This is a genomic window from Aminobacter niigataensis (genome assembly GCF_014200015.1).
In the GTDB taxonomy this organism is placed as follows: domain Bacteria; phylum Pseudomonadota; class Alphaproteobacteria; order Rhizobiales; family Rhizobiaceae; genus Aminobacter; species Aminobacter niigataensis.
This window is the reverse complement of the sequence record NZ_JACHOT010000008.1, coordinates 79612-103151: the sequence shown is the minus strand read 5'-3', so window position 1 is coordinate 103151 and position 23540 is coordinate 79612. Positions and strand designations below refer to the sequence as shown.

Annotated in this window: 19 protein-coding genes and 1 riboswitch; of the genes, 14 read left to right on the top strand and 5 right to left on the bottom strand. The window is 63.8% G+C overall.

Annotated features, from left to right (window positions below; genetic code table 11):
• Positions 1–336: 336 nt before the first annotated feature.
• Positions 337–1842, bottom strand: a complete 1506-nt coding sequence (locus tag GGQ99_RS22480) for a sigma-54-dependent transcriptional regulator (RefSeq protein WP_183264244.1) — start codon at positions 1840–1842, stop codon at positions 337–339.
• A gap of 166 nt (positions 1843–2008) precedes the next feature.
• Between GGQ99_RS22480 and GGQ99_RS22475 the strand changes: the two genes are divergently transcribed.
• The 11 genes from GGQ99_RS22475 (at position 2009) to GGQ99_RS22425 (ending at position 15054) form a co-directional block, all read left to right on the top strand.
• Positions 2009–3820 carry a M3 family oligoendopeptidase gene (locus GGQ99_RS22475; protein WP_425486851.1) on the top strand — a complete coding sequence of 604 codons (1812 nt, stop codon included), beginning with the start codon at positions 2009–2011 and terminating at the stop codon, positions 3818–3820.
• Between the two features lie 30 nt (positions 3821–3850).
• Positions 3851–5005: an aminodeoxychorismate synthase component I gene (locus GGQ99_RS22470; protein WP_108607095.1), complete on the top strand. Its 1155-nt coding sequence runs from the start codon at positions 3851–3853 to the stop codon at positions 5003–5005.
• Complete coding sequence (locus tag GGQ99_RS22465) at positions 4954–5619, top strand: aminotransferase class IV family protein (RefSeq protein WP_108607094.1); 666 nt, start codon at positions 4954–4956, stop codon at positions 5617–5619. Before GGQ99_RS22470 ends, GGQ99_RS22465 begins: the two co-directional genes overlap by 52 nt.
• A 67-nt stretch (positions 5620–5686) precedes the next feature.
• On the top strand, positions 5687–6604 hold the full coding sequence (locus tag GGQ99_RS22460) for a heme-dependent oxidative N-demethylase family protein (protein ID WP_183264242.1): 918 nt from the start codon (positions 5687–5689) through the stop codon (positions 6602–6604).
• 138 nt (positions 6605–6742) lie between these two features.
• Positions 6743–8188 carry a homospermidine synthase gene (locus tag GGQ99_RS22455; RefSeq protein ID WP_183264241.1) on the top strand — a complete coding sequence of 482 codons (1446 nt, stop codon included), beginning with the start codon at positions 6743–6745 and terminating at the stop codon, positions 8186–8188.
• Between the two features lie 156 nt (positions 8189–8344).
• Complete coding sequence (omp10, locus tag GGQ99_RS22450; protein ID WP_183264240.1) at positions 8345–8728, top strand: outer membrane lipoprotein Omp10; 384 nt, start codon at positions 8345–8347, stop codon at positions 8726–8728.
• Positions 8729–8971: 243 nt separating this feature from the next.
• Positions 8972–10894: a 5'-nucleotidase C-terminal domain-containing protein gene (locus tag GGQ99_RS22445; protein WP_183264239.1), complete on the top strand. Its 1923-nt coding sequence runs from the start codon at positions 8972–8974 to the stop codon at positions 10892–10894.
• Positions 10895–11142: 248 nt separating this feature from the next.
• Complete coding sequence (gene hemH, locus GGQ99_RS22440) at positions 11143–12207, top strand: ferrochelatase (RefSeq protein ID WP_183264238.1); 1065 nt, start codon at positions 11143–11145, stop codon at positions 12205–12207.
• 64 nt (positions 12208–12271) lie between these two features.
• Positions 12272–13486: an FAD-dependent oxidoreductase gene (locus tag GGQ99_RS22435; protein WP_183264237.1), complete on the top strand. Its 1215-nt coding sequence runs from the start codon at positions 12272–12274 to the stop codon at positions 13484–13486.
• Positions 13487–13600: 114 nt separating this feature from the next.
• Positions 13601–14551, top strand: coding sequence for an SPFH domain-containing protein (locus GGQ99_RS22430; RefSeq protein ID WP_183264236.1), 951 nt, complete (start codon positions 13601–13603; stop codon positions 14549–14551).
• A 38-nt stretch (positions 14552–14589) separates the two neighbouring features.
• Positions 14590–15054, top strand: coding sequence for an NfeD family protein (locus GGQ99_RS22425; RefSeq protein WP_183264235.1), 465 nt, complete (start codon positions 14590–14592; stop codon positions 15052–15054).
• 14 nt (positions 15055–15068) lie between these two features.
• Here GGQ99_RS22425 and GGQ99_RS22420 read toward each other — a convergent pair whose 3' ends face one another.
• Positions 15069–16067 carry a KpsF/GutQ family sugar-phosphate isomerase gene (locus GGQ99_RS22420; protein WP_183264234.1) on the bottom strand — a complete coding sequence of 333 codons (999 nt, stop codon included), beginning with the start codon at positions 16065–16067 and terminating at the stop codon, positions 15069–15071.
• A 207-nt stretch (positions 16068–16274) separates the two neighbouring features.
• Here GGQ99_RS22420 and GGQ99_RS22415 point away from each other — a divergent pair, with 207 nt between their 5' ends.
• Positions 16275–17909: an outer membrane beta-barrel protein gene (locus tag GGQ99_RS22415; protein WP_343061768.1), complete on the top strand. Its 1635-nt coding sequence runs from the start codon at positions 16275–16277 to the stop codon at positions 17907–17909.
• 138 nt (positions 17910–18047) lie between these two features.
• Here GGQ99_RS22415 and GGQ99_RS22410 read toward each other — a convergent pair whose 3' ends face one another.
• The 3 genes from GGQ99_RS22410 to galU all read right to left on the bottom strand — a co-directional run bounded on the left by GGQ99_RS22410 (position 18048) and on the right by galU (position 20755).
• On the bottom strand, positions 18048–18578 hold the full coding sequence (locus GGQ99_RS22410; protein WP_183264232.1) for a dihydrofolate reductase family protein: 531 nt from the start codon (positions 18576–18578) through the stop codon (positions 18048–18050).
• A gap of 256 nt (positions 18579–18834) precedes the next feature.
• Positions 18835–19569, bottom strand: coding sequence for a 5,6-dimethylbenzimidazole synthase (gene bluB, locus GGQ99_RS22405; RefSeq protein WP_183264231.1), 735 nt, complete (start codon positions 19567–19569; stop codon positions 18835–18837).
• Between the two features lie 46 nt (positions 19570–19615).
• Positions 19616–19798: riboswitch (cobalamin riboswitch) on the bottom strand.
• Positions 19799–19867: 69 nt separating this feature from the next.
• Entirely contained in the window at positions 19868–20755 is an 888-nt protein-coding gene (galU, locus tag GGQ99_RS22400; RefSeq protein ID WP_108607083.1) for a UTP--glucose-1-phosphate uridylyltransferase GalU, read from the bottom strand.
• Positions 20756–21006: 251 nt separating this feature from the next.
• On the opposite strand from galU, the gene GGQ99_RS22395 reads away from it, so the two are divergent.
• Positions 21007–22233 (top strand): lytic murein transglycosylase, encoded by a 1227-nt coding sequence (locus GGQ99_RS22395; protein WP_183264230.1) that lies wholly within the window; start codon positions 21007–21009, stop codon positions 22231–22233.
• A 16-nt stretch (positions 22234–22249) separates the two neighbouring features.
• Positions 22250–23494 carry an SGNH/GDSL hydrolase family protein gene (locus GGQ99_RS22390; protein ID WP_404801262.1) on the top strand — a complete coding sequence of 415 codons (1245 nt, stop codon included), beginning with the start codon at positions 22250–22252 and terminating at the stop codon, positions 23492–23494.
• The last annotated feature ends 46 nt before the right edge of the window (positions 23495–23540 follow it).

Below are 23540 nucleotides of genomic sequence, written 5' to 3'. Positions count from 1 at the left end.
TTGCCAAACATTCGATTTCGAGCGACGCCCTTCGGTGTTCTCGATCCTGTTCAAATCAAAAGGCCCTGTTAGGCTGCCATCTGTCCCCGGATTTGAAGCCCGGACACTGTTACGGATTCGTGTCCGAATATCGATCCTAATGGTTAATCACTGCTTATTGAAGGCCAAATGCGGTAACACCATGGCGATATCCCAGCAAAAGGGAATCTCAGAATTTCATGGTAAACCGCTGGTTTATACGACAAAAATGGCGCTGAACAATTGAGCCTTCGGCCACAATTGGATGCGTCCCGCAAGCGACACGCAAGCTTTAATTCCAGATCGGCGGAGAAAATATCAGGACGCGAGTCGCTCGACGCGCCCGGTTTCCGGATCGATTCCGTATTCCTTGAGCTTGCGGTAGAGCGTCGAGCGGCCGATCCCCAGCCGTCGCGCCACTTCGCTCATCTGGCCGTTGTAGTGCTCGATGGCGAGCCGGATCATCTCGAATTCGACGTCGGCCAGCGGGCGCACATTGCCGCGCTCGTCGAGCGCCCGCAGCATGCCGGGACGGGTCCGTTCCGGCGCGGATGACAACGGCGCAGCCGCAACCGCCTTTTCAGCGGATGTGTCCGCAAGCTCCTGCTTCGCCTCGCCGCCGAGGTCGACCACCCCTTCCACCTGGGCGCGGATCTGCGGGAACTCGTCTTCAGTCAGTACGTCGCCTTCGCAAAGCACGCAGGCGCGGAAGACGGCGTTTTCGAGCTGGCGGATGTTGCCCGGCCAGTCATGGGCCTGAAGTAGCGCCAGCGCATTTTCCGAAATCATCGGGATCCGGCCATGCGCGCTTGCCGGCGCGACACGAGAAATGAAGTGGCTGACCAGCAGCGGAATGTCTTCGCGGCGGTCGCGCAGCGGCGGCACGAAGATGGGATAGACGTTGAGGCGATAAAACAGATCCTCGCGGAACTTGCCGTCCTTGACCTGCTGCAGGAGGTTGCGGTGCGTCGCCGAGATCAGGCGGATGTCGACCTTGACGGTGGAGCGGCCACCAACCGGGTCGACCTCGCCCTCCTGCACGGCACGCAGCAGCTTGACCTGCACGTCGAGCGGCAGGTCGCCGATCTCGTCGAGGAAAAGCGTGCCGTTGTTGGCCTCGACGAACTTGCCTGGGTGCTTTTCCGTGGCGCCGGTGAACGAGCCCTTCTCGTGGCCGAACAGGATGCTCTCGACGAGATTGTCGGGAATGGCGCCGCAATTGACGGTGACGAAGGGTTTCGAGCGCCGGTCGCCCGATCCCTGGATGGCGCGGGCGACGAGTTCCTTGCCGACTCCGGATTCGCCTTCGATCAGGATCGGGATGTTCGACGCCGACGCCTTCTGGCCAAGCCGGATGACCCGGTCCATGGCAGGGCTTCTGGTGATCATGTCACGGAAGGTAAGCAGCCCGCCGCTGCGGCGCGCCGTGCGCCGGACCGTATTCTCGACCGCTTCCACCTTGAGCGCGTTGGCGATGGCCGCCAGGAGTTTCTCCGGGGACGCCGGCTTGACGACGAAGTCGAAGGCACCGTTGCGCATCGCCGACACCACCGTGTCGATGCCGCCTTGTGCGGTCTGCACGATGACCGGAAGCGTGATGCCGCGCTCGCGCATCGCCTTGAGCACGCCGATACCGTCCAGCCCGGGCATGGACAGGTCGAGGATGAGCACACCGATCTCGCCGCCGCGCGGTCCGTCGAGCATGCGCAGGGCCGCCTCGCCGCCGTCGACGGCGATCGCGGTGTGGCCGAATTTCGTCACCGCAGCGTCGACGAGGCGACGTTGGACGGGATCGTCATCGACTATGAGAATCGAACCTGCCATGAATGTCCGGAATATGCCCGTAGTTGCTTATTGGATGTGGATCATCCTGGCACAGGGTTCTAAATAAGGTTTCAAAAAAGCCGGTGAACGAATCCCTTAGGATTTGAATCGACTGGCCGAGGGAAGTGAAAAGGAAGACGCAATGCGTTGGAATTCCGGGCAAGAGATGTCAGCCACCGCCTCCGCCAGGGGCGCGGCAGGGTTTGGCGAGTTGCCCGAATGGGATCTCGCCGACCTGTATGCCGCCATGGACGCGCCCGAGTTGGCGCGCGATCTCGAAAAGGCCTCGATCGATGCGGTCGCTTTCGAAGCCCGCTGGAAAGGCACCCTTGCCATCGAGGCCGAACGCGGTGCGGCCGGCAAGCTCGGCCAGGCCATGCAGACCTATGAGGCACTGGAGGAACTGGTCGGGCGCGTTGTCTCCTATGCCGGGCTTGTCTATGCCGGCGACACCTCCGACCCCAAGCGTGCCAAGCTGTACGGCGACGTCCAGGAAAAGATGACCGATGCCAGCGCGCATCTTCTGTTCTTCGCGCTCGAGCTCAATCTTGTCGATGACGCGTTGATCCTCAAGGCGCTCGATGCCGATCCTGAATTCGGCCACTACCGCCCCTGGGTGCTCGACCTCAGGAAGGACAAGCCCTACCAGCTCGAGGACCGCGTCGAGCAGCTGTTCCACGAAAAGTCGATCACCGGGCGCGGCGCCTGGAACCGGCTGTTCGACGAAACGATGACCGACCTGCGCTTCGACATCGGCGGCGAGGAACTGACGCTGGAGCCAGCGCTGAACAAGCTGCAGGACCCCGACGGCGAGGTGCGCAAGGCAGCCTCCGAGGCGCTGGCCGCGACCTTCCGCAAGAACCTGCGGGTCTTCACGCTGATCACCAATACCCTGTCCAAGGACAAGGAGATTTCAGACCGTTGGCGCGCCTTCGAGGACATCGCCGATTCCCGCCACCTCGCCAACCGGGTCGAGCGCGAGGTCGTCGACGCGCTGGCCGCCGCCGTCCGCGAGGCCTATCCGCGCCTGTCGCACCGCTATTACGCGATGAAGGCCAAGTGGCTCGGCATGGAGGTGATGAACCACTGGGATCGCAACGCGCCGCTGCCCGAGACGCCCCAGGCGACGATTGGCTGGGACGAGGCCAAGGACACGGTGCTGACCGCCTATCAGAGCTTCTCGCCTGAAATGGCCGAGATCGCTCGCGACTTCTTCGACCGCCGCTGGATCGACGCGCCGGTGCGTCCCGGCAAGGCGCCGGGAGCGTTTGCCCATCCGACGGTACCCTCGGCGCATCCTTACGTGCTGCTCAACTACATGGGCAAGCCGCGCGACGTCATGACCCTCGCCCACGAGCTCGGCCATGGCGTGCACCAGGTGCTGGCCGGCGGCCAGGGCGCGCTGATGGCCTCGACGCCGCTGACGCTGGCCGAGACGGCAAGCGTGTTCGGCGAGATGCTGACCTTCCGCTCGCTGCTCGACCGCACCACCGACAAGCGCGAGCGCAAGGCGATGCTGGCCCAGAAGGTCGAGGACATGATCAACACGGTCGTGCGCCAGATCGCCTTCTACGAGTTCGAACGCAAGGTGCACTCCGAGCGCAAGAACGGCGAACTGACATCCGACCAGCTCGGCCAGTTCTGGCTCGAAGTACAGGCCGAGAGCCTGGGCCCCGCGATCAAGCTGCGCGAGGGCTACGAGGTGTTCTGGTCCTACATCCCGCACTTCATCCATTCGCCCTTCTACGTTTATGCCTACGCCTTCGGCGATTGCCTGGTGAACTCGCTCTACGCGGTCTACCAGAACGCCGAACGCGGCTTTCAGGACAAGTATTTCGAGATGCTGCGCGCCGGCGGCACCAAGCATCATTCCGAACTCCTGAAGCCGTTCGGGCTCGACGCCACCGATCCCGCCTTCTGGCAGAAGGGGCTTGCCGTGATCAGCAACCTCATCGACGAACTGGAAGCGCTGGACTGAGCCCGGTTCTATCGCAAGCACGCTGACATCATGACTGGTCCCACATCCCCATTCGTCCTGTTCAGGGACGACCCCGCCGGTCGCGAGGTGCTGTTTGAAGCACCCCGCGAGATCATCGTCGCGCATGATGCGGCGGATTTCTTCCCGGCCTTGCAGGCAGCCCAGAAGGCGCATGAACAGGGCAAATGGCTTGCCGGCTATTTCTCCTACGAGGCCGGTTATCTGCTCGAGCCGAAGCTCAGGCCGCTGCTTCCCGAGGGACGGCGCACGCCGCTGGTCTGCCTCGGCGTGTTCGACCAGCCATCGGACAGGGACCGCCCCCCGTCGCGCGAGCCCGCAACCAACGGGCCGATATTCGATGCGCGGGCGACGTGGTCGCAGGCCGACTATGAGCGCCGGTTCAAGACGCTGCACCAGCATTTGCGCCAGGGCGACTGCTACCAGGCCAACCTGACCTTTCCCGTGCATGCCCAATGGTCCGGCGAAGCGCTCGACGCCTTCGACGCGCTGATCGCCCGTCAGCCGGTGAAATACGGTTCGCTGGTCTCGCTCGGCGGGCCGGTCGTGCTGTCGCGTTCGCCCGAACTGTTCTTCGACATCGACAGCGAGGGCTGGATCGAGACACACCCGATGAAGGGCACCGCCCCGCGCGGCAAGACGCCGGAGGAGGACGCAGCCCTCAGGGAATTCCTGCGCAACGACGAGAAGAACCAGGCGGAAAACCGCATGATCGTCGATCTCCTGCGCAACGACATCTCGCTGATCAGCGAGGTCGGCACGCTCGACGTGCCTGAGCTTTTCCGCATCGAAAGCTATCCGACGGTGCACCAGATGGTCAGCCGCGTGCGCGCCAGGCTGTTGCCCGGATTGACCATCGAGCAGGTATTTGCCGCCCTCTTCCCCTGCGGCTCGATCACCGGCGCCCCCAAGATCCGGGCGATGGAGATCCTGCGTGACCTCGAAGGCACCCCGCGCGACGTCTATTGCGGCGCCATTGGCTGGATCGCCCCGGGCGGCACCATGCGCTTCAACGTGGCGATCCGCACCATCACGCTCTTTCCCGACGGCGAGGCCGTCTACAATGTCGGCGGCGGCGTCGTCTTCGATTCGACTGCCGAAGCGGAGTATGCCGAATGTCTTCTGAAAGCGCGTTTCGCCACGGGCACGGTGCCGGCTTCGAGCTGATCGAGACCATGCGCTGGGAGCCGCAAAGCGGTTTGCTGCGCGGCGGCCGACATCTGGCACGGCTCAAGGCGTCAGCCGAGGCGCTCGGGTTCGGGTTCGACAGGGCGGCGATCGAGCAGGCTTTGGCGCAGGCTGCAGGCGCCGACATGCCGCTCAGAGTCCGGCTTGCTCTCGCTCCGGACGGTAGCCGCGAAGTAACAAGCCAATCGTTCGTGCCGCTGGCATCGGATGCCGTCTGGACGCTGCGCATCGCGGCCACGAAGCTCGATTCCTCGAACAACTTGCTTCGCCACAAGACGACGCGCCGCGAGGCTTACGACCGCGCCCGCGCCGAATTCCCGCGCGAGGCTGCCGACGAGGTGATCCTGCTCAACGAGGCAAGCGAGGTCTGCGAAGGCACCATCACCAACATCTTCGTCGACATGGGCGACCGCGGCCCGCTGAAGACGCCACCCCTCGCCTGCGGTCTGCTCGCCGGCGTGCTGCGCGGGGAGTTGATCGACAAGGGCGAGGCGGTGGAGGCGGTGCTGGCGGCTGAAGACCTTCGCCGCGCGGCGCAAATCTGGATCGGCAATTCGCTGCGTGGGCTGATTGCGGCAAGGCTAGTCCAATGACGCGACATTATCGGCAAACCGGGCGCAGGTTAAGTCACAGCATATCAGCCCAGTCCGACAAATCGCCATGACCGACCCCACCCACACGCCCTATGACGGCAGCTCGAAACCCTTCGCCATCGGTCTCAAGCAGGCGGAGCCGCGCGACTGGATCGAGCTCGACGGCCATCTCGAAGCTTATCTGGCCGAGAAGGACCGGCTCTACGCCGAGATCCCGGACAAGGTGTTCGTCGCCGAGCCCGGCACGAAGCAGTCTCAAAGGGAAGTGCTGGACCTCCTGGTGGCGCATCTGACCGAGCGCTTTCCCGAGACCTATCGCATCGAGGAAGGCCGCTGCAGCATTGCCGGCACGGGCCGCTCCATCGACGTCCAGAATCCTGGTGACAGCCCGCTGGTCGCTGCCTCGAAGCTCGTCCAGGAAGACCTGATCCTGATGCGGCGCGGCGACGATGGCTGGCGGCTCGCCGCGGGTTCTCTGTGCTTTCCTTCGTCGTGGAGGCTGACGGAAAAATTCGGGCAGCCGATCGACAAGATACATGGCCCCGTGCCCGATTTCGGGCCTGGCACACGCATGGCCGAGCTGATCGCGCGCATGTTCGACAAGCTTGCCGTGCTTGTGGAACGTTTCAACTGGTCGATCCAGGCAGATGGCTCGCTCTATCACCCGCTTTCCGACCGCCAGCGTCTCGCCCGCTCGGCCGAGACGGAATCGACGTTTCCCGGCGCCGATGTCGCTCACGCCTTTATCCGCGTCGAGCGGCAAACCTTGCGCAAGCTGCCGGTCTCGGGCGACATCCTGTTCACCATCCGCATCCATCTCGACCCGCTGGCAGTGCTGGCCCGCCACGAGGACCGCCCCCGGCTGGCCGCCTCATTCGCCGATCAGCTGATGAGCCTCGACCGCCAACAGCTCGACTACAAGGGCCTGGTGGCCGACCGCGACAGGCTCGTCGGCTTTCTCTCCGAGATGAAAAAAGCCGGCTAATAGCGGCATAACGTCCGGCTCCTACAGCATCTGGGGCCGGGGGATTCGCTTTATTGTGACAAGCATGTATGGTTTAGCCGTTGAAGCCGGGTCAATCGGGGCCCGGCTCTTTTAGTGTGAGAAGGAGTGCCATAAAAAATGGCGAATGAAAAATGGCCCGTTTATGGTGAGATTACTGGCCCTGTTGTGATGATCGGCTTCGGCTCGATCGGTCGCGGAACGCTCCCCCTCATCGAACGCCATTTCAAGTTCGACAAGTCGCGCATGGTGATCATCGATCCCAGCGACGAAAACCGTAAGCTCGCGGATGAGCGCGGCATCAAATTCATCCAGGAGGCGGTAACCAAGGACAATTACAAGGACCTGCTGACGCCCCTGCTGACCAATGGCGGCGGCCAGGGCTTCTGCGTCAACCTGTCGGTCGACACCGGCTCGGTGGACCTCATGCATCTCTGCCGCAAGCTTGGCGTGCTCTATGTCGACACAGTGATCGAGCCATGGCTCGGCTTCTACTTCGACAACAACGCCGGCAATGACGAGCGCACCAACTATGCGCTGCGCGAGACGCTTCTGGCAGAACGGCGCAAGCATCCTGGCGGCACGACTGCGGTCTCCACCTGCGGCGCCAACCCAGGCATGGTCTCGTGGTTCGTCAAGCAGGCGCTGGTCAACCTCTCCAGGGACCTCGGCATCGAGTTCGAGGAGCCGGAGCAGCACGACCGCGAAGGCTGGGCCGCGCTGATGAAGAAGGCCGGCGTCAAGGGCATCCACATCGCCGAGCGCGACACCCAGCGCACCAAGAACCCCAAGCCGATGAACGTGTTCTGGAACACCTGGTCGGTCGAGGGCTTCATCTCCGAAGGCCTGCAGCCGTCCGAACTCGGCTGGGGCACACACGAGAAGTGGAAGCCCAAGAACGCCAAGAAGTTCAAGCACGGCAACAAGGGCGCGATCTATCTCGAACAGCCAGGCGCCAACACCCGCGTCCGCACCTGGTGCCCGACGCCGGGCGCACAATACGGCTTCCTGGTCACCCACAATGAGGCGATCTCGATCTCCGACTTCTTCACCGTGCGCTCGAAGAAGGGCAAGGTGACCTACCGGCCGACCTGCCACTATGCCTATCATCCATGCAACGACGCGGTGCTGTCGATGCACGAGATGTTCGGCGCCGCCGGCAAGCCCCAGCCTGTCCACCACGTCCTCGACGAGGACGAACTGGTCGACGGCATCGATGAACTCGGCGTCCTGCTCTACGGCCACGACAAGAATGCCTACTGGTTCGGCTCGCAGCTGTCGCTGGAGCAGGCGCGCAAGCTGGCGCCCTACCAGAACGCGACCGGCCTGCAGGTCTCGTCGGCGGTGCTCGCCGGCATGGTCTGGGCGTTCGAGAACCCCGAAGCCGGCATCGTCGAGGCCGACGAAACCGACTACAGGCGCTGCCTTGAAGTGCAGTTGCCCTATCTCGGACCGGTCAAGGGCTACTACACCGACTGGACGCCGCTCGAAGGCCGCCCCGGCCTGTTCGAGGAGGATCTCGACAAGGATGATCCCTGGCAGTTCCGCAACGTGCTGGTCCGGTAAGGAATACGGGAATAGAGCGGTAGGGGAATAAGGCAGTAGGGCACCAAGGAACCTGCTGCCATATTCTCCTACTGCCTTACTCCCTACCGCCCTGCCCTTGCCTTCATCGCCAAATCGGGCGATTGAAGTCAGGCGGACTGAGGAGAGGATTACTTGATGACGACTTCGCGCAAAATTGCTTCGGCCGGAGTGCTTGCCCTGCTTGCGGCCGCGATTGCCGGCTGTTCGACCAGCGGCGGCGGTTCGGGCGGGGGCTCCAGGCCAGCGCCGTCCGGCGTGGAAGGCGCATGGCTGGACGCCAAGGGCACCGGTCTTTCGACCTTCGCCAGCGGCGCATTCCAGACGGTCGCCACCGACACCGGCCAGAAGCTTTCCGATGGCACCTACATCCTGACCGGCGCCAACTCGGTGCAGATCAACGGTACTTCGCTGATCCGCCAGTCGCCGATCAGCTTCAACTGCCTGCTGATCTCGGCCAACCAGCTCAACTGCACCAGCTCTGCCGGCCAGCAGTTCACCCTGACCAGGCGCTCGGCCTGATTCAGACGTTGCGCCCGTCAAGGCGGGCGCAACGCTTCTCCTGAAGCTCCGGCTCGCCAAATACCCCGCGACAGTTCATCGGCTAGCGATGTCAATTGGCAAGTCAGTTGAGCCGGCTTGCAGCCTTCGATTCTCCCTTGCATCCGAAAAATCGGAATGTGAACATGGCGCCAAGGAATGTGTAACATTCCGGTCAAGCGAAGACGCTAAACGTCTCGCGGGGGTCATTCGGGAGATTTCAACATGAAGAGATTGGCTGCCATTGCGGCTTTGTCGGCTTCGGCGTTCGGTTATTCCGCCGCACCGTCATTTGCCGACTACACGTTGACCATTCTGCATATCAATGACTGGCACAGCCGCATTGAGAGCAACAACAAGTTTGAATCGACCTGCTCGACCGAGGAAGAGGGCAAGGGCGAGTGCATCGGCGGTGCCGCCCGCCTGGTGACGGCGATTGCCGACCAGCGCAAGAAGCTCGAAGGCCAGAACGTCCTGCTGCTTAACGGCGGCGACAATTTCCAGGGCTCGCTATTCTACACCACCTACAAGGGTGCGGCAGAAGCCGAATTCCTGAACCAGATGAAGTTCGACGCCATGACCGTCGGCAACCACGAATTCGACGACGGCGAAGAGGCGCTGGTGCCGTTCCTGGAAAAGATCCAGTTCCCGGTGCTCTCCGCCAACGTGCATCCCAATGCGCAGTCCAAGGTCGGCGACCGCATCAAGCCGTCGCTGGTGCTCGAAGTCGGCGGCCAGAAGATCGGCATAGTCGGCGCCGTCACCAACGATACGCCCGAAGTCGCCTCTCCCGGCCCCAACATCGCCATCGAGGACGACGTCAAGAACATCACCGCCGAAGTCGAGAAATTGAAGGCCGAGGGCGTCAACAAGATCATCGCGCTGACCCATGTCGGCTATCCCCGTGACAAGGAGATGATCGCCAAGATTCCCGGCGTCGACGTGGTCGTCGGCGGCCACTCGCACTCGCTGCTGTCGAACACCGACGCCAAGGCCGAAGGGCCCTACCCGACGATGATCGACAACCCCGAGGGCTACAAGGTTCCGGTCACCCAGGCCGCCTCCTACTCGAAATACCTCGGCGAGTTCACCGTCACCTTCGACGACAACGGTGTCGTCAAGGAAGCCAAGGGCGACCCGATCTATCTCGACAACTCGATCAAGCCCGACGAGGCCGTGCTTGCCCGCATCAAGGAGCTCGGCGCACCGATCGAGGAGTTGAAGAACAAGGAGGTCGCCGAGACCACCGCGATGATCGACGGCAGCCGCGAAAGCTGCCGCGCCCGCGAATGCGAGATGGGCAACCTGATCTCCGACGCCATCCTCGACCGTGTCAAGGACCAAGGCGTCACCATCGTCTTCCAGAACGGCGGCGGCATCCGCGCCTCCATCGACCAGGGCGTCGTCACCATGGGCGAAGTGCTGACCGTGCTGCCGTTCCAGAACACGCTCGCCACCTTCCAGCTTTCCGGCAAGGACATCGTCGCCTCGCTCGAGGCCGGCGTCAGCGAGATCGAGGAAGGCAAGGGCAAGTTCCCACAGGTCGCCGGTCTGAAATACTCCTTCGACAAGTCGGTTGCGGCCAATGCCGGCCGCATCAAGTCGGTCGAGGTGATGGACGGGGGCGCCTGGAAGCCGATCGACGAAGCCAAGGTCTACATGGTTGCCACCAACAACTACGTCCGCCAGGGCGGCGACGGCTACAAGCTGTTCGCCGACAACGGCGCCAACGCCTATGACTACGGTCCGAGCCTGGAGCAGGTAGTCGCCGACTATCTCGCCAAGAACCGGCCCTTCACGCCCAAGCTCGACGGCCGCATCACCGAGATCGCGGCGACGGTCGCCGCAGCACCCGCCCCCGCCGAACCGGCAAAGCCGGCCGAACCTGCCCCTGCGGCAGCCGAGCCGGCCAAGCCCGCCGACGCCGCAGCGGCACCGGCGGCGACAGCACCCGCAGCGGCGGAACCGGCAGCCGGCGCCGCAGGTGGCAAGACGCACACCATCGCCGCCGGCGACACTTTCTGGGATCTCGCCAAGACCTATCTCGGCGACCCCACCAAGTGGCAGGCGATCGCCGACGCCAATCCCGATACCCGGGCCAAGGATCTGCACATCGGCGGAACGCTTTCGATCCCGTCGACGAACTGATAGGGCTGACCTGTCCCAACAAGCCCGCCCGGCAAACCGGGCGGGCTTCGCTTTTGGAGATTGGCGAATAGGGAATAGTGAGTAGCGAATAGTCGGGCAGTACCCTTGGGCGCGCACGAGCCTGTTGGCTCACCCCCCCTCTATTCCCTACTCACTATTCTCTAATCGCTCCTTTGCCGGGTGCGGCCAGACGCGACATTGAACAGCGGCACCATTCAACTAGGTATCCCGCATAACGGAGACACCGAATGAACCTGACCACGACCATCGACGAAAAATCAGCCAAGGCGCCCGGCCCGTTCCCCAACGGCCACCCGTCGGTGCTCAAGCGCAAGGTCGGCGTCCTCCTGGTCAACCTCGGTACCCCCGACGGCACCGACAAGAAGTCGATGTGGCGCTATCTCCGCGAGTTCCTGTCCGATCCGCGCGTCATCGAGATGCCCAAGGTTCTGTGGTACCCGATCCTCTACGGTATCGTGCTCAACACGAGGCCGAAGAAATCGGGTGAGAACTACAAGAAGATCTGGAACACCGAACGCGACGAATCTCCGCTGCGCACCTACACCCGCGCCCAGGCGGAAAAGCTCTCCGAAGCCCTGCGTGACCTGCCCGACGTCGTCGTCGACTGGGGAATGCGCTACGGCAGTCCCTCGACCGAAAGCGCGGTCAACAAGCTGATCGCCCAGGGCTGCGACCGCATCGTCATGTTCCCGCTCTATCCGCAGTTCTCGGCGACGACGACCGCGACCGCCAGCGACCAGTTGTTCCGAGCGCTGATGAAAATCCGCGCCATGCCGTCGGTGCGCACCGTGCCTGCCTACTACGACGAGCCGGTCTATATCGAGGCGCTGGCGCGCTCGATCGAACAGCATCTTGCTTCGCTCGACTTCGAGCCGGAGATGATCCTCGCCTCCTATCACGGCATCCCGAAGCCGTATTTCGAGCGCGGCGACCCCTATCACTGCCATTGCGTGAAGACGACGCGGCTGCTGCGCGAACGCCTCGGCATGAGCGACAAGAAGCTGATGACCACCTTCCAGTCGCGCTTCGGCGCGCAGGAATGGCTGCAGCCTTACACCGACAAGACGGTCGAGCGGCTGGCCAAGGAAGGCGTGAAGTCGATCGCCATCGTCAATCCAGGCTTCTCGTCCGATTGCATCGAGACGCTGGAGGAGATCGCCGGCGAGAACGCCGAGATCTTCCACCATGCCGGCGGCAAGAACTTCTCCCACATCCCCTGCCTCAACGACAGCGCCGAAGGCATGGCCGTGATCGAGGCGATCACCCGGCGCGAACTGATGGGCTGGGTCTGACAGCAAAGGGCGGAACCTCCACCGGCGCGCGGCGTTGAACGCGGGCCAGGGAGACCCGCTACTCGTGACCCGCAAGCTCGACCTCAGGACCGGACGGCCCGTCTGGTACGCCTACCGCGCGCCGACGGTTGCGACCGGCAGGCTCGTCCGCGACATCAAGGCGGACGTCGCCATTGTCGGCATGGGCATCAGCGGCGCCATGGTGGCGGAAGCGCTGACGGATGCCGGCATGTCCGTGGTCTGCATCGACCGCCGCGGCCCGCTGTTGGGCTCGACCTCGGCAACCACGGCGCTGGTGCAATATGAGATCGACCAGCCGCTCTCCAAGCTTGCGCAACGCATCGGCAAGGACCGCGCCGAGCGCGCCTGGCGGCGATCCCGGCTGGCGGTGATGAACCTCAAGGCGCGCATCGACGAACTCGGCATCCGATGCAACGTCGAGACCAGGCAGTCGCTCTACCTTGCCGGCGACACGCTCGATGCGGACAGCTTGCGCATCGAGGCGGCAGCGCGCCGGCTTGCCGGCATCCATGCGACCTATCTGCCCAAGGCCGAGTTGCGCGAACGGTTCGGCATCGCGCGCGACGGCGCGATCCTGAGCCATGGCAATCTGGCGCTCGATCCGCGCAAGCTGACCGCAGGCCTACTGTTGACGGCACGCCAACGCAAGGCGCGCTTCTACGCACCGGCCGAGGCCACCGGCATTGCCACCAGCCGCGACGAGGTGACGGTCACCACCGGAGACGGCCCGACGATCACCGCAAGCCATGCGGTACTCGCCACTGGCTACGAACTCGTCGCTGGCTTCCAGGCGGGGACCGATCACCAGATCATCTCGACCTGGGCCATCGCCACGCGGCCACAGAAACGCGCGCTCTGGCCGGGCGCCGCCTTCATCTGGGAAGCGTCCGATCCGTACCTCTATCTGCGCGCGACGTCCGACGGCCGGGTGATCTGCGGCGGCGAGGACGAGGAGTTCACCGACGAGGCACGTCGCGATGCGCTGATCGCCGAAAAATCGGATCGCATCGCCGCCAAGCTGAAGCGGCTCCTGCCCCAACTCGACACCACGCCGGAATTCGCCTGGACCGGCTCGTTCGGCACCACCGCGACAGGCCTACCCTATATCGGGACACTTCCCCGGCAGCCGCGCATCCACGCCGTGATGGGCTATGGCGGCAATGGCATCACCTATTCGCGCATTGCCGCCGAGATCGTCAGCGCCGCCCTGTGCGGCAACGAAGATACCGACGCCGGCCTGTTCGGCTTCCGGCGCTGAGCCGGGCAGCATTTAGCGGTTCCCTTGTTGTAACGCCGCCGAAACGCCCTTAAGTCTTTTTGCGCATGCGGCGCGACTTGTGAATCGCGCGCTCAACTTGCGGGGGTGTTTCGAATGGACTTCAGCGGCTTCGACGTGGTCATTCCGGTCCTTGTCGTACTGGTTCTGTTGCTGCTGTTTGCCGGCATCAAGACCGTCCCGCAAGGTTACAATTACACGGTCGAGCGCTTCGGCCGCTACACCAAGACGCTGACGCCCGGCCTCAACCTGATCATCCCCTTCATCGACCGCATCGGCGCCAAGATGAACATGATGGAGCAGGTTCTCGACGTGCCGACGCAAGAGATCATCACCAAGGACAACGCGATGGTCGCCGTCGACGGGGTCGCCTTCTATCAGGTGCTCAGCGCTCCGCAGGCCGCCTATCAGGTGGCCGGCCTGCAGAACGCCATCCTCAACCTGACGATGACCAACATCCGCACCGTGATGGGCTCGATGGACCTCGACGAGCTTTTGTCGAACCGCGACGCCATCAACGAGCGGCTGCTGCGTGTCGTAGACGAAGCGGCGCACCCCTGGGGCATCAAGATCACCCGCGTCGAGATCAAGGACATCAACCCGCCGGCGAACCTCATCGAGTCGATGGGCCGACAGATGATGGCGGAACGCAACAAGCGCGCCCAGATCCTCGAAGCCGAGGGCATGAAGCAGGCGCAGGTGCTGGAAGCCGAGGGCCGCAAGGAAGCCGCCTTCCGCGACGCCGAGGCCCGCGAGCGCGCCGCCGAAGCCGAAGCCCGCGCCACCCAGGTGGTGTCGGAAGCCATCGCCAAGGGCGACGTCCAGGCGATCAACTACTTCGTCGCCCAGAAATACACCGAGGCGCTGGCCAAGATCGGTTCGGCATCGAACAGCAAGGTGGTGTTGATGCCGATGGAGGCATCGTCGCTGATCGGCACGCTCGGCGGCATCGGCGAGATCGCCAAGGAGGTGTTCCGCGACGGCGGCACCGCCGGAGCTCAACGCCAGGCCTCGCGCACGCCCAGGATTCCGCCCGAGCAGACCTGAGCCGGCAAGCCGGGCCTGGGTGAATTGAGGAACCGCACATGATCGCAAGCATCGTTGCCGAACTCGGTCCCTGGAACTGGATGCTGCTCGGCTTCATCCTGCTGTGCCTGGAGATTTTCGCCCCGGGCGTGTTCCTGCTGTGGATCGGCATTGCCGCGCTGATCGTCGGCTCGGCCTCGCTGCTGCTCTGGGATGTGGCGTTCTGGAGCTGGCAGGTCCAGGTCCTGGTCTTCCTCGTGCTCGCCCTCGCCTCTGCCTACATCGGCAAGAAGATCGTCCGCGACCGCGAAGACCCCTCCGACCAGCCGCTGCTCAACCGGCGCGGCGCCCAGATGATCGGCCGCACCGCGACATTGACCGAGCCGATCAAGGAAGGGCGCGGCCGCATCAAGCTCGGCGACACGATGTGGCGAGTGTCAGGCCCCGACCTACCCGTGGGCACGCAGGTACGCGTCACCGCTGCCGCCGACACCGACCTGGAGCTTGTCGTCGAGCCTGTGTGAGGCGGTGGCGCGGCTCAGGCCGCGCCGATCCTCAGAAGGTCGTGGAAGTGGACGATGCCGACAGGCTTGTCGCCTTCGACCACGGGGATGGCGCTGATGTTGTACTCGTTGAGCATCGCCGTCGCCGTGCCCGCCAGCATCTGTGGCGGCACCGTCTTCGGCTGTCGGGTCATGATGTCCTCGACATTGGTCTCGGCGAGATTGCGGTCGAGATTGCGGGCCAGGTCGCCATCGGTGACGATACCGGCAAGCCTGCCCTGCTCGTCGACGACGACGACGCAGCCGAAACGCTTCTTGGACAGCGTCTTCACCGCCTCGGGCATCTTGGTGCCGATCGCGACGATCGGCATTTCGTCACCCTTATGCATCAGGTCGCCGACCGGCATCAGGCTGGCGCCGAGCTGGCCACCGGGATGGAAGGTGCGGAAATGGTCGGCGGTGAAGCCGCGTGCCTCCAGCAGTGCCACCGCCAGCGCATCGCCGACGACGAGCTGGAGCAGCGTCGAGGTGGTGGGCGCAAGCCCGTGCGGGCAGGCTTCCGGCGTGCGCGGCAGCGACAGCACGACATCGGCCTGACGCGCCAGTGCCGACGTGTCGCCGGCAGTGATAGCAATCAGCGGGATCGAGAACCGCCGGGAATAGCCGACGATGCCCTTGAGTTCCGCCGTCTCGCCCGACCATGAGATGGCGACGATGGCGTCGTCCTTGGTGATCATGCCGAGATCGCCATGGATGGCTTCGGAAGGATGGACGAAATAGGCTGGAGTTCCGGTGGATGCCAAGGTTGCAGCCACCTTGGAGCCGATATGGCCGCTCTTGCCGACGCCGGTGATGATGGCGCGGCCGTTCAGCTGGCCGAGGATCGACACGGCCCGGGCGAAGGGCTCCGCCAGCGGCCCTTCGAGCGCGGCCGCAAGCGCGGCGATGCCGACCTGCTCGGTGGCGACGGTGCGGAGCGCGGAGGCGATCGACGCCTGCCGGTCCGGCTCTTTTTTCAGCGATCCAGCGTGCATGGCGCATGCGTTAGCGCGTCGCACGGCCCCTGTCCACGATTATCCGCCCGACATGGCGGCCTGCGGCGGCAGCCGGAAACGCTCCGTTAACCATGGCGATTTACCAGTTGGTAAGTGCGGCGCTCATGCGTCGGCGAAGCAGTGGTGAAGATGGCGCAGGGCAGGGCAGGGCAAAACAGGCGGATGAGCGGTGCGGGATTGCGCTTCTTGCTGGCAACGGCAAGCGCGGCAACCCTGCTTTGCGCCCTGCCGGTGCATGCCCAGGAAGCAGGTCTGCGGGGCGCCATCAGCGAGGGCGACACCGCCGGCCTGTTGCGCACGCGACCGGCCCAGCAGGCCACGCCCGAAGTCCAGGACCAGGCCGCCACCTACCAGCCCATCAGTCCGGGCGCCTTGCCGGAGCAGAACGATCCGACGATCTCGGACGAACTGTTCAGCGAGCCGCCAAACGCAGATGCGGCCGCTACCGGCGCAAGATCTTCCATTCGTCCGCCGACGACCGCGCTCCAGCGCGCCAGGGACGCGCGCGAAAAGCTTGCCGCCCCCGGACGGGCAGCTACTCCAAGGACGGCCACGCCTGAGCCGGACGAGGATCTGACCACCGGCACGGTGCGCCAAGGGACCGTCGATTCGCTGACCGAGGAAGAAAACGGACCGGAATCGGAACGCCAGGGAGCGATCGAGGGCCGCAGGCCGGTGCCGGACGAAAATCCGTTCGAGCCGACCGGCATCCGCTTCGGCACCTTCGTGCTCAAGCCGAGTCTCGAACAGGGCGTCACCGCCACCTCCAACGCCGATTCGAGTTCGGACGGCAAGTCGGCAGTGCTGTCGGAAACCACGCTGCGCCTGAACGCGGCCTCGGACTGGGACAACCACTCGGCGACCATCGACGCCTACGGCATTTTCCGCAAATCCGTCTCGGGCCAGGAGGTCAAGGACACAGAAGCCGGCATCGACGGCCGCCTGCAGCTCGACTTTGCCGACGATATCCGCGCCATAGCCTCCCTCGGCTACGACATCCGCCCGGAATCGGCGAGTTCGCCGGTGGTGATCGTCGACACCGCCTCGCGCCCGGTGCGCCACACCATCGACGGCAGCGTCGGCCTGGAGAAGGACGTCGGTAAATTCCGCTTCGCCGTGACAGGCGAAGCCACCAGGGAAAGCTACGGCGACGCCGAATTGTCGGACGGCACTACGCTTTCACAGGAAGACAGGAACTCTACGCTCTATGCCGGGCGTTTCCGTGCCGGCTACGAGATTTCGCCGGCGCTGACGCCCTTCGGCGAAATCGAATATGGCCGCCGCGTCCACGACCTCCGGTTCGACACCGCCGGCTTCGAGCGCTCCTCGAACCGGATCGGCGCCCGTGCCGGCGTCGAACTCGACATGGGCGAAAAATTCGGCGGCGAGATTTCCGCTGGCTGGCTCTCCGAGGATTTCGACGATGACCGGCTGGAAACCATCTCGGCGGCGACGATCGCCGCGGATCTCCGCTGGTCGCCGATGCGCGGCACCATCGTCGCGCTCAACGGAACCACCCTGGTCGAAGGCTCGACGACACCGGGCGAAAGCGGCTCGGTGCTCTATTCCGGTCGCCTCAGCGTCGAACGCCAGATCCGCGCCAACCTCACCGGCTTTGCCGCAGCCGGCATGGGCTGGCGAGACTATGCCGGCAGGGACGACCATGAACTGAGGCTGAGCGCCGAGGCGGGCCTGACCTGGTGGCTCAACCGCTATGCCGGCCTCACCGGTAGGCTACGCCACGAAACCTTCGACAGCACCTTGTCCGGCCGCGACAGCAAGACCAACAGCGTCTTCGTCGGGCTGAGGGTGCAGCGCTAGGAGCTGCGCGTCTCTGGCGGGATGCAACCCAAAATCCTCATGGTGAGCCTGTCGAACAACAGGTTTGGGTAGCCAACAGCGATATGACGTGCGTCGACCCAAAGCGGACCTGACGCATCGGCGCAGTCCGTCTCGAGGTCAAGCAGGAACGTACGTCAACCTGATCACGTCCTCGCCAATTGGATCGCTGGCCACAAGGCGGAGCCGGGGCCGCGGGCCGGCGAAGAATGGCTTGCCGCGACCGAGCACGACGGGGTGGAGGTAGATGCGATACTCATCAACAAGACCAAGGTCGGTTAGGCTTCGTGCCAAGTCTGGTCCGCCAACTTGAATCTCCCCGACGATCTGAGCCTTGAGCCCACGTATCGTCGCCTCGATGTCATTGTCGACAAGCGTGGCGTTGGGGCCGACTGACTTCAAAGAGCGCGACACGACCCACTTCGGCTGGCTCCGCCAGGCAGCCGCAAAGTCGCGCCTCGCAGCGTCCCACTCGGGATGATCCTCGTCCCAATAGCGCATGACCTCGTACAAATGGCGACCGTACACGCTACCCACCTGGTCGCGCGCCTGCTCGATGAAGTGATGGAAAAGCGTTGGGCTTGGCCCAAACGCCATGTGGTCGACGTAGCCGTCCAAGGACTGGTTCATTCCAAAAACGAGCTTCGCCATGATGCAAATCCTCCCCCCCAGCTCTTTTAGAATAGCTTGAACCGACGGTGCGTTGAAGCGGGCGGTCACTCTACGCGCACTCGCCAAAGGGAATCCCATGCGGACTCTTGCGAAAGCACTTCCTGCAATCCGACATTCCGACCTCGCCAGCCAGGAACGAGCAGAGTGTGTCGGCAATCCATGCCGCGACGCGACAGAAGCCAGAAGCGGTCGAGAGCCAGCAAGAGGGCATCGAGGTCCGCCGTCACCAGCCACGTCAAGCGGCGGTTCGACCAGCGCACAGGCCAGTGACGGTTTCTTTCAACCCGCTCTCGCCATCGCCGCCAAAGATCTCGCTCATGACCAGTTCCGCAAGCGGCAGCCGGTTGCCCCAGCCATGCCGTTCGAGATCAGGCCGCAGCGCAAACTCGCTGACCCGGCCGACGCAGAGATAGGCGACGGGCACGACATGTTCGGGAATGGCTAGCACCTGCTTGAGCGCCTCGCGGTCGATGATGCTGACCCAGCCGACACCGACGCCTTCGGCCCGCGCCGCCAGCCAGAAATTCTGCACCGCGCAGACGGTGCTGTAGAGGTCCATTTCGGGATTGTGCCATCGCCCCAGCGGCGAGTTCTGCGAGCGGCTGCGGTCGCAGGTGACCACGAGATTGAGCGGGCTCTCGCAGATGCCCTCGAGCTTGAGCTTGCGGTACAGCGCCTGCCGCTCCTCGGCGATATGGGGCAGTTCCTGCTGGCGTGCGGCCAGGAACAGGTCGCGGACCTTCTGCCTGCGCTGAAGATCGCGGATGACAATGAAGTTCCACGGCTGCATGAAACCCACCGACGGCGCGTGATGGGCTGCCATCAGCAGGCGCGCCAGTACCTCGTCGTCGAGCGGGTCGGGCAGGAAATGGCTACGCACGTCGCGCCTCGTGAAGATGGCGCGGTAGACGGCATCCTGCGCTGCCGTGTCGAAACAGCCTGAACTGGCATGGGTATGGTCGGCCGGCATCGCGTGTCCCCTGGCGAGCAATCGGTTTCCGCCGCTTGACCATGCGATGGACGATTTCTGCCGGGCCGGTCTTCTGGCTCGAGTTCAACCCGCCTTCGGCGCCTTCCCGTTCAACGAACAGTGGCTTTTGCCGATGCGGTCCCTCTTACAGCGTTGGGCACGCCACGGATTTTCACCGTGTTCCCGATTCTCCCGCATCGCTGCGGGCACCTGGCAGGAGATGTCTACACGGCACTGACGCCGATGGCCATCGCCCCGCGCGTCCAAACCTGGCGCGCGGGCGACATCTGAAGCGAAGTCAGCGACCCGGCTTCATCTCGTTGAGCAGGCCCTCGATGACACCCGCCATGCGCTCGTTGATATCCGTGCGCGACAGCGCAAAGGCGACGTTGGCCTCGACGAATCCTTCCGGTGAGCCGCAATCGAAGGTGCGGCCACGATAGTGATAGCCGTAGAAAGACTGCTGCTTCTCGAGCTTGAGCATCGCATCGGTAAGCTGGATCTCGTCGCCGGCGCCGCGCTCCTGCTTGGCCAGGATGTCGAAGATCTCCGGCTGCAGGATGTAACGGCCGTTGATGAAGAGGTTCGAAGGCGCCGTCCCCTGCTTCGGCTTTTCCACCATGCCTTCGATCTCGAAGCCGGTGTGGACAGCCTTGCCCTTGCCGACGATGCCATATTTGTGCGCCTCGGCAGGGTCGCATTCCTGCACGGCGATGATGTTGTTGCCGGTCTCGGCATAGAGCTCGACCATCTCGCGCATGCAGCTCTTTTCCGACTGCATGATCATGTCGGGCAGAAGCAATGCGAAGGGCTCGTCGCCGACCAGCTCGCGCGCGCACCACACCGCATGGCCAAGCCCGAGCGGCACCTGCTGGCGGGTGAACGAGGTCTGGCCAGGGCCTGGCTGCAGGCGCTGCAGGCGCTCCAGCTGCTCGTTCTTGCCGCGCTGTACCAGCGTGTCATAAAGTTCGAACTGGACGTCGAAATGATCTTCGATAACTGCCTTGTTGCGGCCGGTGACGAAGATGAAGTGTTCAATTCCCGCCTCGCGTGCCTCATCGACCACGTATTGGATCACTGGACGATCGACGACCGTCAGCATTTCCTTGGGAATCGACTTGGTGGCAGGCAGAAAACGCGTGCCGAGGCCCGCGACCGGAAAAACTGCCTTGCGAACTCTTTTCATTGCTTGGTCATCCGATGGAAGATTGCGAGTATCGGGCAGGGATACTGCCACACCCGAATTGATGAATACTGAATGCGTTCACATATTCGCCGGCAGCGGACAAGAGCAGCGATCACGCGATCTTGATTGTCCTAGCCAGTCGGGAAACAATCGCCAAAGCCGCTTTTCGTTCCCCAAGGGGGCTATGGTAAACTGATTGATAACCGGCATCGGCGATGAATCGTATTTCTGATCTCTCCAAGGAGGAAAGAATGCCCCTTCGCAAGACCGCCAAAGGCCTCGCCAGCGCCGCTGCAATCGCCGGCCTTTCGCTGGCGTTGATGCTGCCTGCCGGCCCGGCGGCGGCCGAAGCCGGCTTCCAGCGCTGGGTGGCGAGCTTCCGCTCCGTCGCCGCAGACAACGGGATTTCCGGCTCGACCTACGACCGCGCCTTTCGCGGCGTGACCTCGGCCGACCCCGAAGTGCTGGAAAAGGCCCGCTTCCAGCCCGAATTCACCGCGCCCGTCTGGGATTATTTCGACAATCGCGTCCATGACCAATCGATTACGGTCGGCCGCGAGATGGCCCGCAAGTGGAAGCCGTGGCTCGACCGTATCGAGGCCAGTTATGGCGTCGACCGCTACATCCTGCTTGCCATCTGGTCAATGGAATCGAACTACGGCGAGATTCTCAAGAACGACAAGGTGATGCGCAATGTCGTGCGCTCGCTCTCGACGCTCGCCTATGGCGACCAGCGGCGCGCGAAGTTCGCCCGGACCCAGCTGATCGCGGCGCTCAAGATCCTTCAGCGCGGCGACATCGACGAAAGCCACCTGGTGGGCTCGTGGGCCGGCGCCATGGGCCACACCCAGTTCATTCCGACCAGTTACCAGGCCTATGCCGTCGACGCCGATGGCAACGGCAAGCGTGACATCTGGAACTCGATACCCGACGCGCTCGCCACCGCCGCCAACCTGTTGAAGAAGAACGGCTGGCAGGGTGGCAAGACCTGGGGCTACGAGGTCGTGCTGCCTGAGGGCCGCAAGTTCCCGACCGGCTCTCTGACGCTCGACAAGTGGGCTTCGCTCGGCGTCGAACGCGCCAATGGCAAGGCCTTCAAGCGCGGGTCGGATGTCGCCACCCTCAAGGTGCCGGACGGCCGCGGCGGTCCAGCCTTCCTGATGACCAAGAATTTTTCGGTCATCAAGCGCTACAACAACGCCGACAAATATGCTTTGGCCGTAGGCCTTCTTGCCGACGAAATCGCCGGCTATGGCGGTCTGGTCCAGGACTGGAAGCGCCCCTTCACCAAGCTCAGCTTCGAAGAGAAGCAGGAGTTGCAGAAGCGGCTGTCGGCGCATGGCTATTACGACGGCAAGGCGGACGGCAAGATCGGCGAGGGTTCGCGCTCGGCGATCAAGTCTTTCCAGGCACAGCTGGGCTTGACGCAGGACGGCCATCCGAGCATGGAAGTGCTCAAATGGCTGAGGCGGAATTAGCAATCGGAGGTTGCTGTTGGCATCGTCGCGTCTTTCGAGAAAACTCGCTCTGCGCCTGACGATGCCGCTGGTCGCGGTGGCGGTCGCGTTGACCGCCATTGCGAGCACGATGCCCTCCCCGGCCGTTGCCCAGGAAGGCATCTTGCGGCGCTGGTCGCTGCGCGACCTGTTCATGCCGCGCCGCGAGCCGCGCGTCGACCCGTACATCCTTGAGCAGCCGCAGGGCCAGCCGCGCAAGAAGATCCGCAAGACGCCACGCAAGCCGAAGGCAACTGTCGGCAATGTCAGCCGTCCTGCCGAGCCCGCCGTGCCTGTGATCGAGAAGGCAGCCGACGCACGTGTCGTGCTGGTCATCGGCGACTTCCTCGGGGGCGGTCTTGCCGAAGGACTGGGCACCGTCTTTGCCGAGAACGCCAAGATCCGCGTTATCGACAGGACCAATGGGTCGTCGGGCTTCGTGCGCGAGGACCACTACAACTGGCCCGAGCAGGCCAAGGCACTGATCGAACAGGAAAAGCCGGCCGCTGTCATCGTCATGATGGGTTCCAACGACCGCCAGCAGATGCGGGTCGCCGACAATCGCGAGCCTCCGATGAGCCCGGGCTGGACCAAGGAATACACCGCGCGCACCGAAAAGCTCGCCAAGGCCATCGCCGAGACCAAGGTTCCGTTCCTGTGGGTCGGCATGCCGGCGTTCAAATCGTCGAAGATGAGCACCGACATGCTGGCCTTCAACGATATCTACCGTGCCGCGACCGAGGCCGCCGGCAGCGAGTTCGTCGATGTCTGGGACGGTTTCGTCGATGAGAACGGCGCTTTCGTCACCTCGGGACCCGACATCAACGGCCAGCCGGTGCGGCTGCGTTCCGACGACGGCATCAACGTCACCCGCGCCGGCAAGCGCAAGCTCGCCTTCTTTGCCGAAAAGCCGCTCAACAAGCTGCTCGGCATCACACCGCAAGGGACGGAGACCGTCGTTCCGGCGAGCCTGCCGCAGGCGACCCCCGGCGAGCTCAACGTGCCGGTCAACATCGACCGCACCGTGCCGGTCTCGCTTTCCGATCCCGAGCTCGATGGCGGCACCGAGTTGATGGGCGCGCAGGCGGCACCCAAAGGCGATCCGCGCTCGCCCGGCGAGAAGCTCGCCGTGCAGGGAATAGCGCCTGCGGCTCCGCCTGGACGCGCCGATGATTTCTCCTGGCCGCCCAAGCCGCTGCCGACAGCGCAGGGCACTGAAACGACGACCGCGATCAAGCGGTAGGCTTGCAAATCCCCAGATATGAAAAAGGCGCCTCGCGGCGCCTTTT

Coding starts and splice junctions, on each gene's coding strand:
- GGQ99_RS22430 (WP_183264236.1), top strand. CDS start 13,601: ATGGACTTCAGCGGCTTCGACGTGGTCATTCCGGTCCTTGTCGTACTG.
- GGQ99_RS22475 (WP_425486851.1), top strand. CDS start 2,009: ATGTCAGCCACCGCCTCCGCCAGGGGCGCGGCAGGGTTTGGCGAGTTG.
- GGQ99_RS22470 (WP_108607095.1), top strand. CDS start 3,851: ATGACTGGTCCCACATCCCCATTCGTCCTGTTCAGGGACGACCCCGCC.
- GGQ99_RS22480 (WP_183264244.1), bottom strand. CDS start 1,842: ATGGCAGGTTCGATTCTCATAGTCGATGACGATCCCGTCCAACGTCGC.
- GGQ99_RS22465 (WP_108607094.1), top strand. CDS start 4,954: ATGTCTTCTGAAAGCGCGTTTCGCCACGGGCACGGTGCCGGCTTCGAG.
- galU (WP_108607083.1), bottom strand. CDS start 20,755: ATGAAAAGAGTTCGCAAGGCAGTTTTTCCGGTCGCGGGCCTCGGCACG.
- bluB (WP_183264231.1), bottom strand. CDS start 19,569: ATGCCGGCCGACCATACCCATGCCAGTTCAGGCTGTTTCGACACGGCA.
- GGQ99_RS22420 (WP_183264234.1), bottom strand. CDS start 16,067: ATGCACGCTGGATCGCTGAAAAAAGAGCCGGACCGGCAGGCGTCGATC.
- GGQ99_RS22455 (WP_183264241.1), top strand. CDS start 6,743: ATGGCGAATGAAAAATGGCCCGTTTATGGTGAGATTACTGGCCCTGTT.
- GGQ99_RS22410 (WP_183264232.1), bottom strand. CDS start 18,578: ATGGCGAAGCTCGTTTTTGGAATGAACCAGTCCTTGGACGGCTACGTC.
- GGQ99_RS22425 (WP_183264235.1), top strand. CDS start 14,590: ATGATCGCAAGCATCGTTGCCGAACTCGGTCCCTGGAACTGGATGCTG.
- GGQ99_RS22445 (WP_183264239.1), top strand. CDS start 8,972: ATGAAGAGATTGGCTGCCATTGCGGCTTTGTCGGCTTCGGCGTTCGGT.
- hemH (WP_183264238.1), top strand. CDS start 11,143: ATGAACCTGACCACGACCATCGACGAAAAATCAGCCAAGGCGCCCGGC.
- GGQ99_RS22460 (WP_183264242.1), top strand. CDS start 5,687: ATGACCGACCCCACCCACACGCCCTATGACGGCAGCTCGAAACCCTTC.
- GGQ99_RS22395 (WP_183264230.1), top strand. CDS start 21,007: ATGCCCCTTCGCAAGACCGCCAAAGGCCTCGCCAGCGCCGCTGCAATC.
- omp10 (WP_183264240.1), top strand. CDS start 8,345: ATGACGACTTCGCGCAAAATTGCTTCGGCCGGAGTGCTTGCCCTGCTT.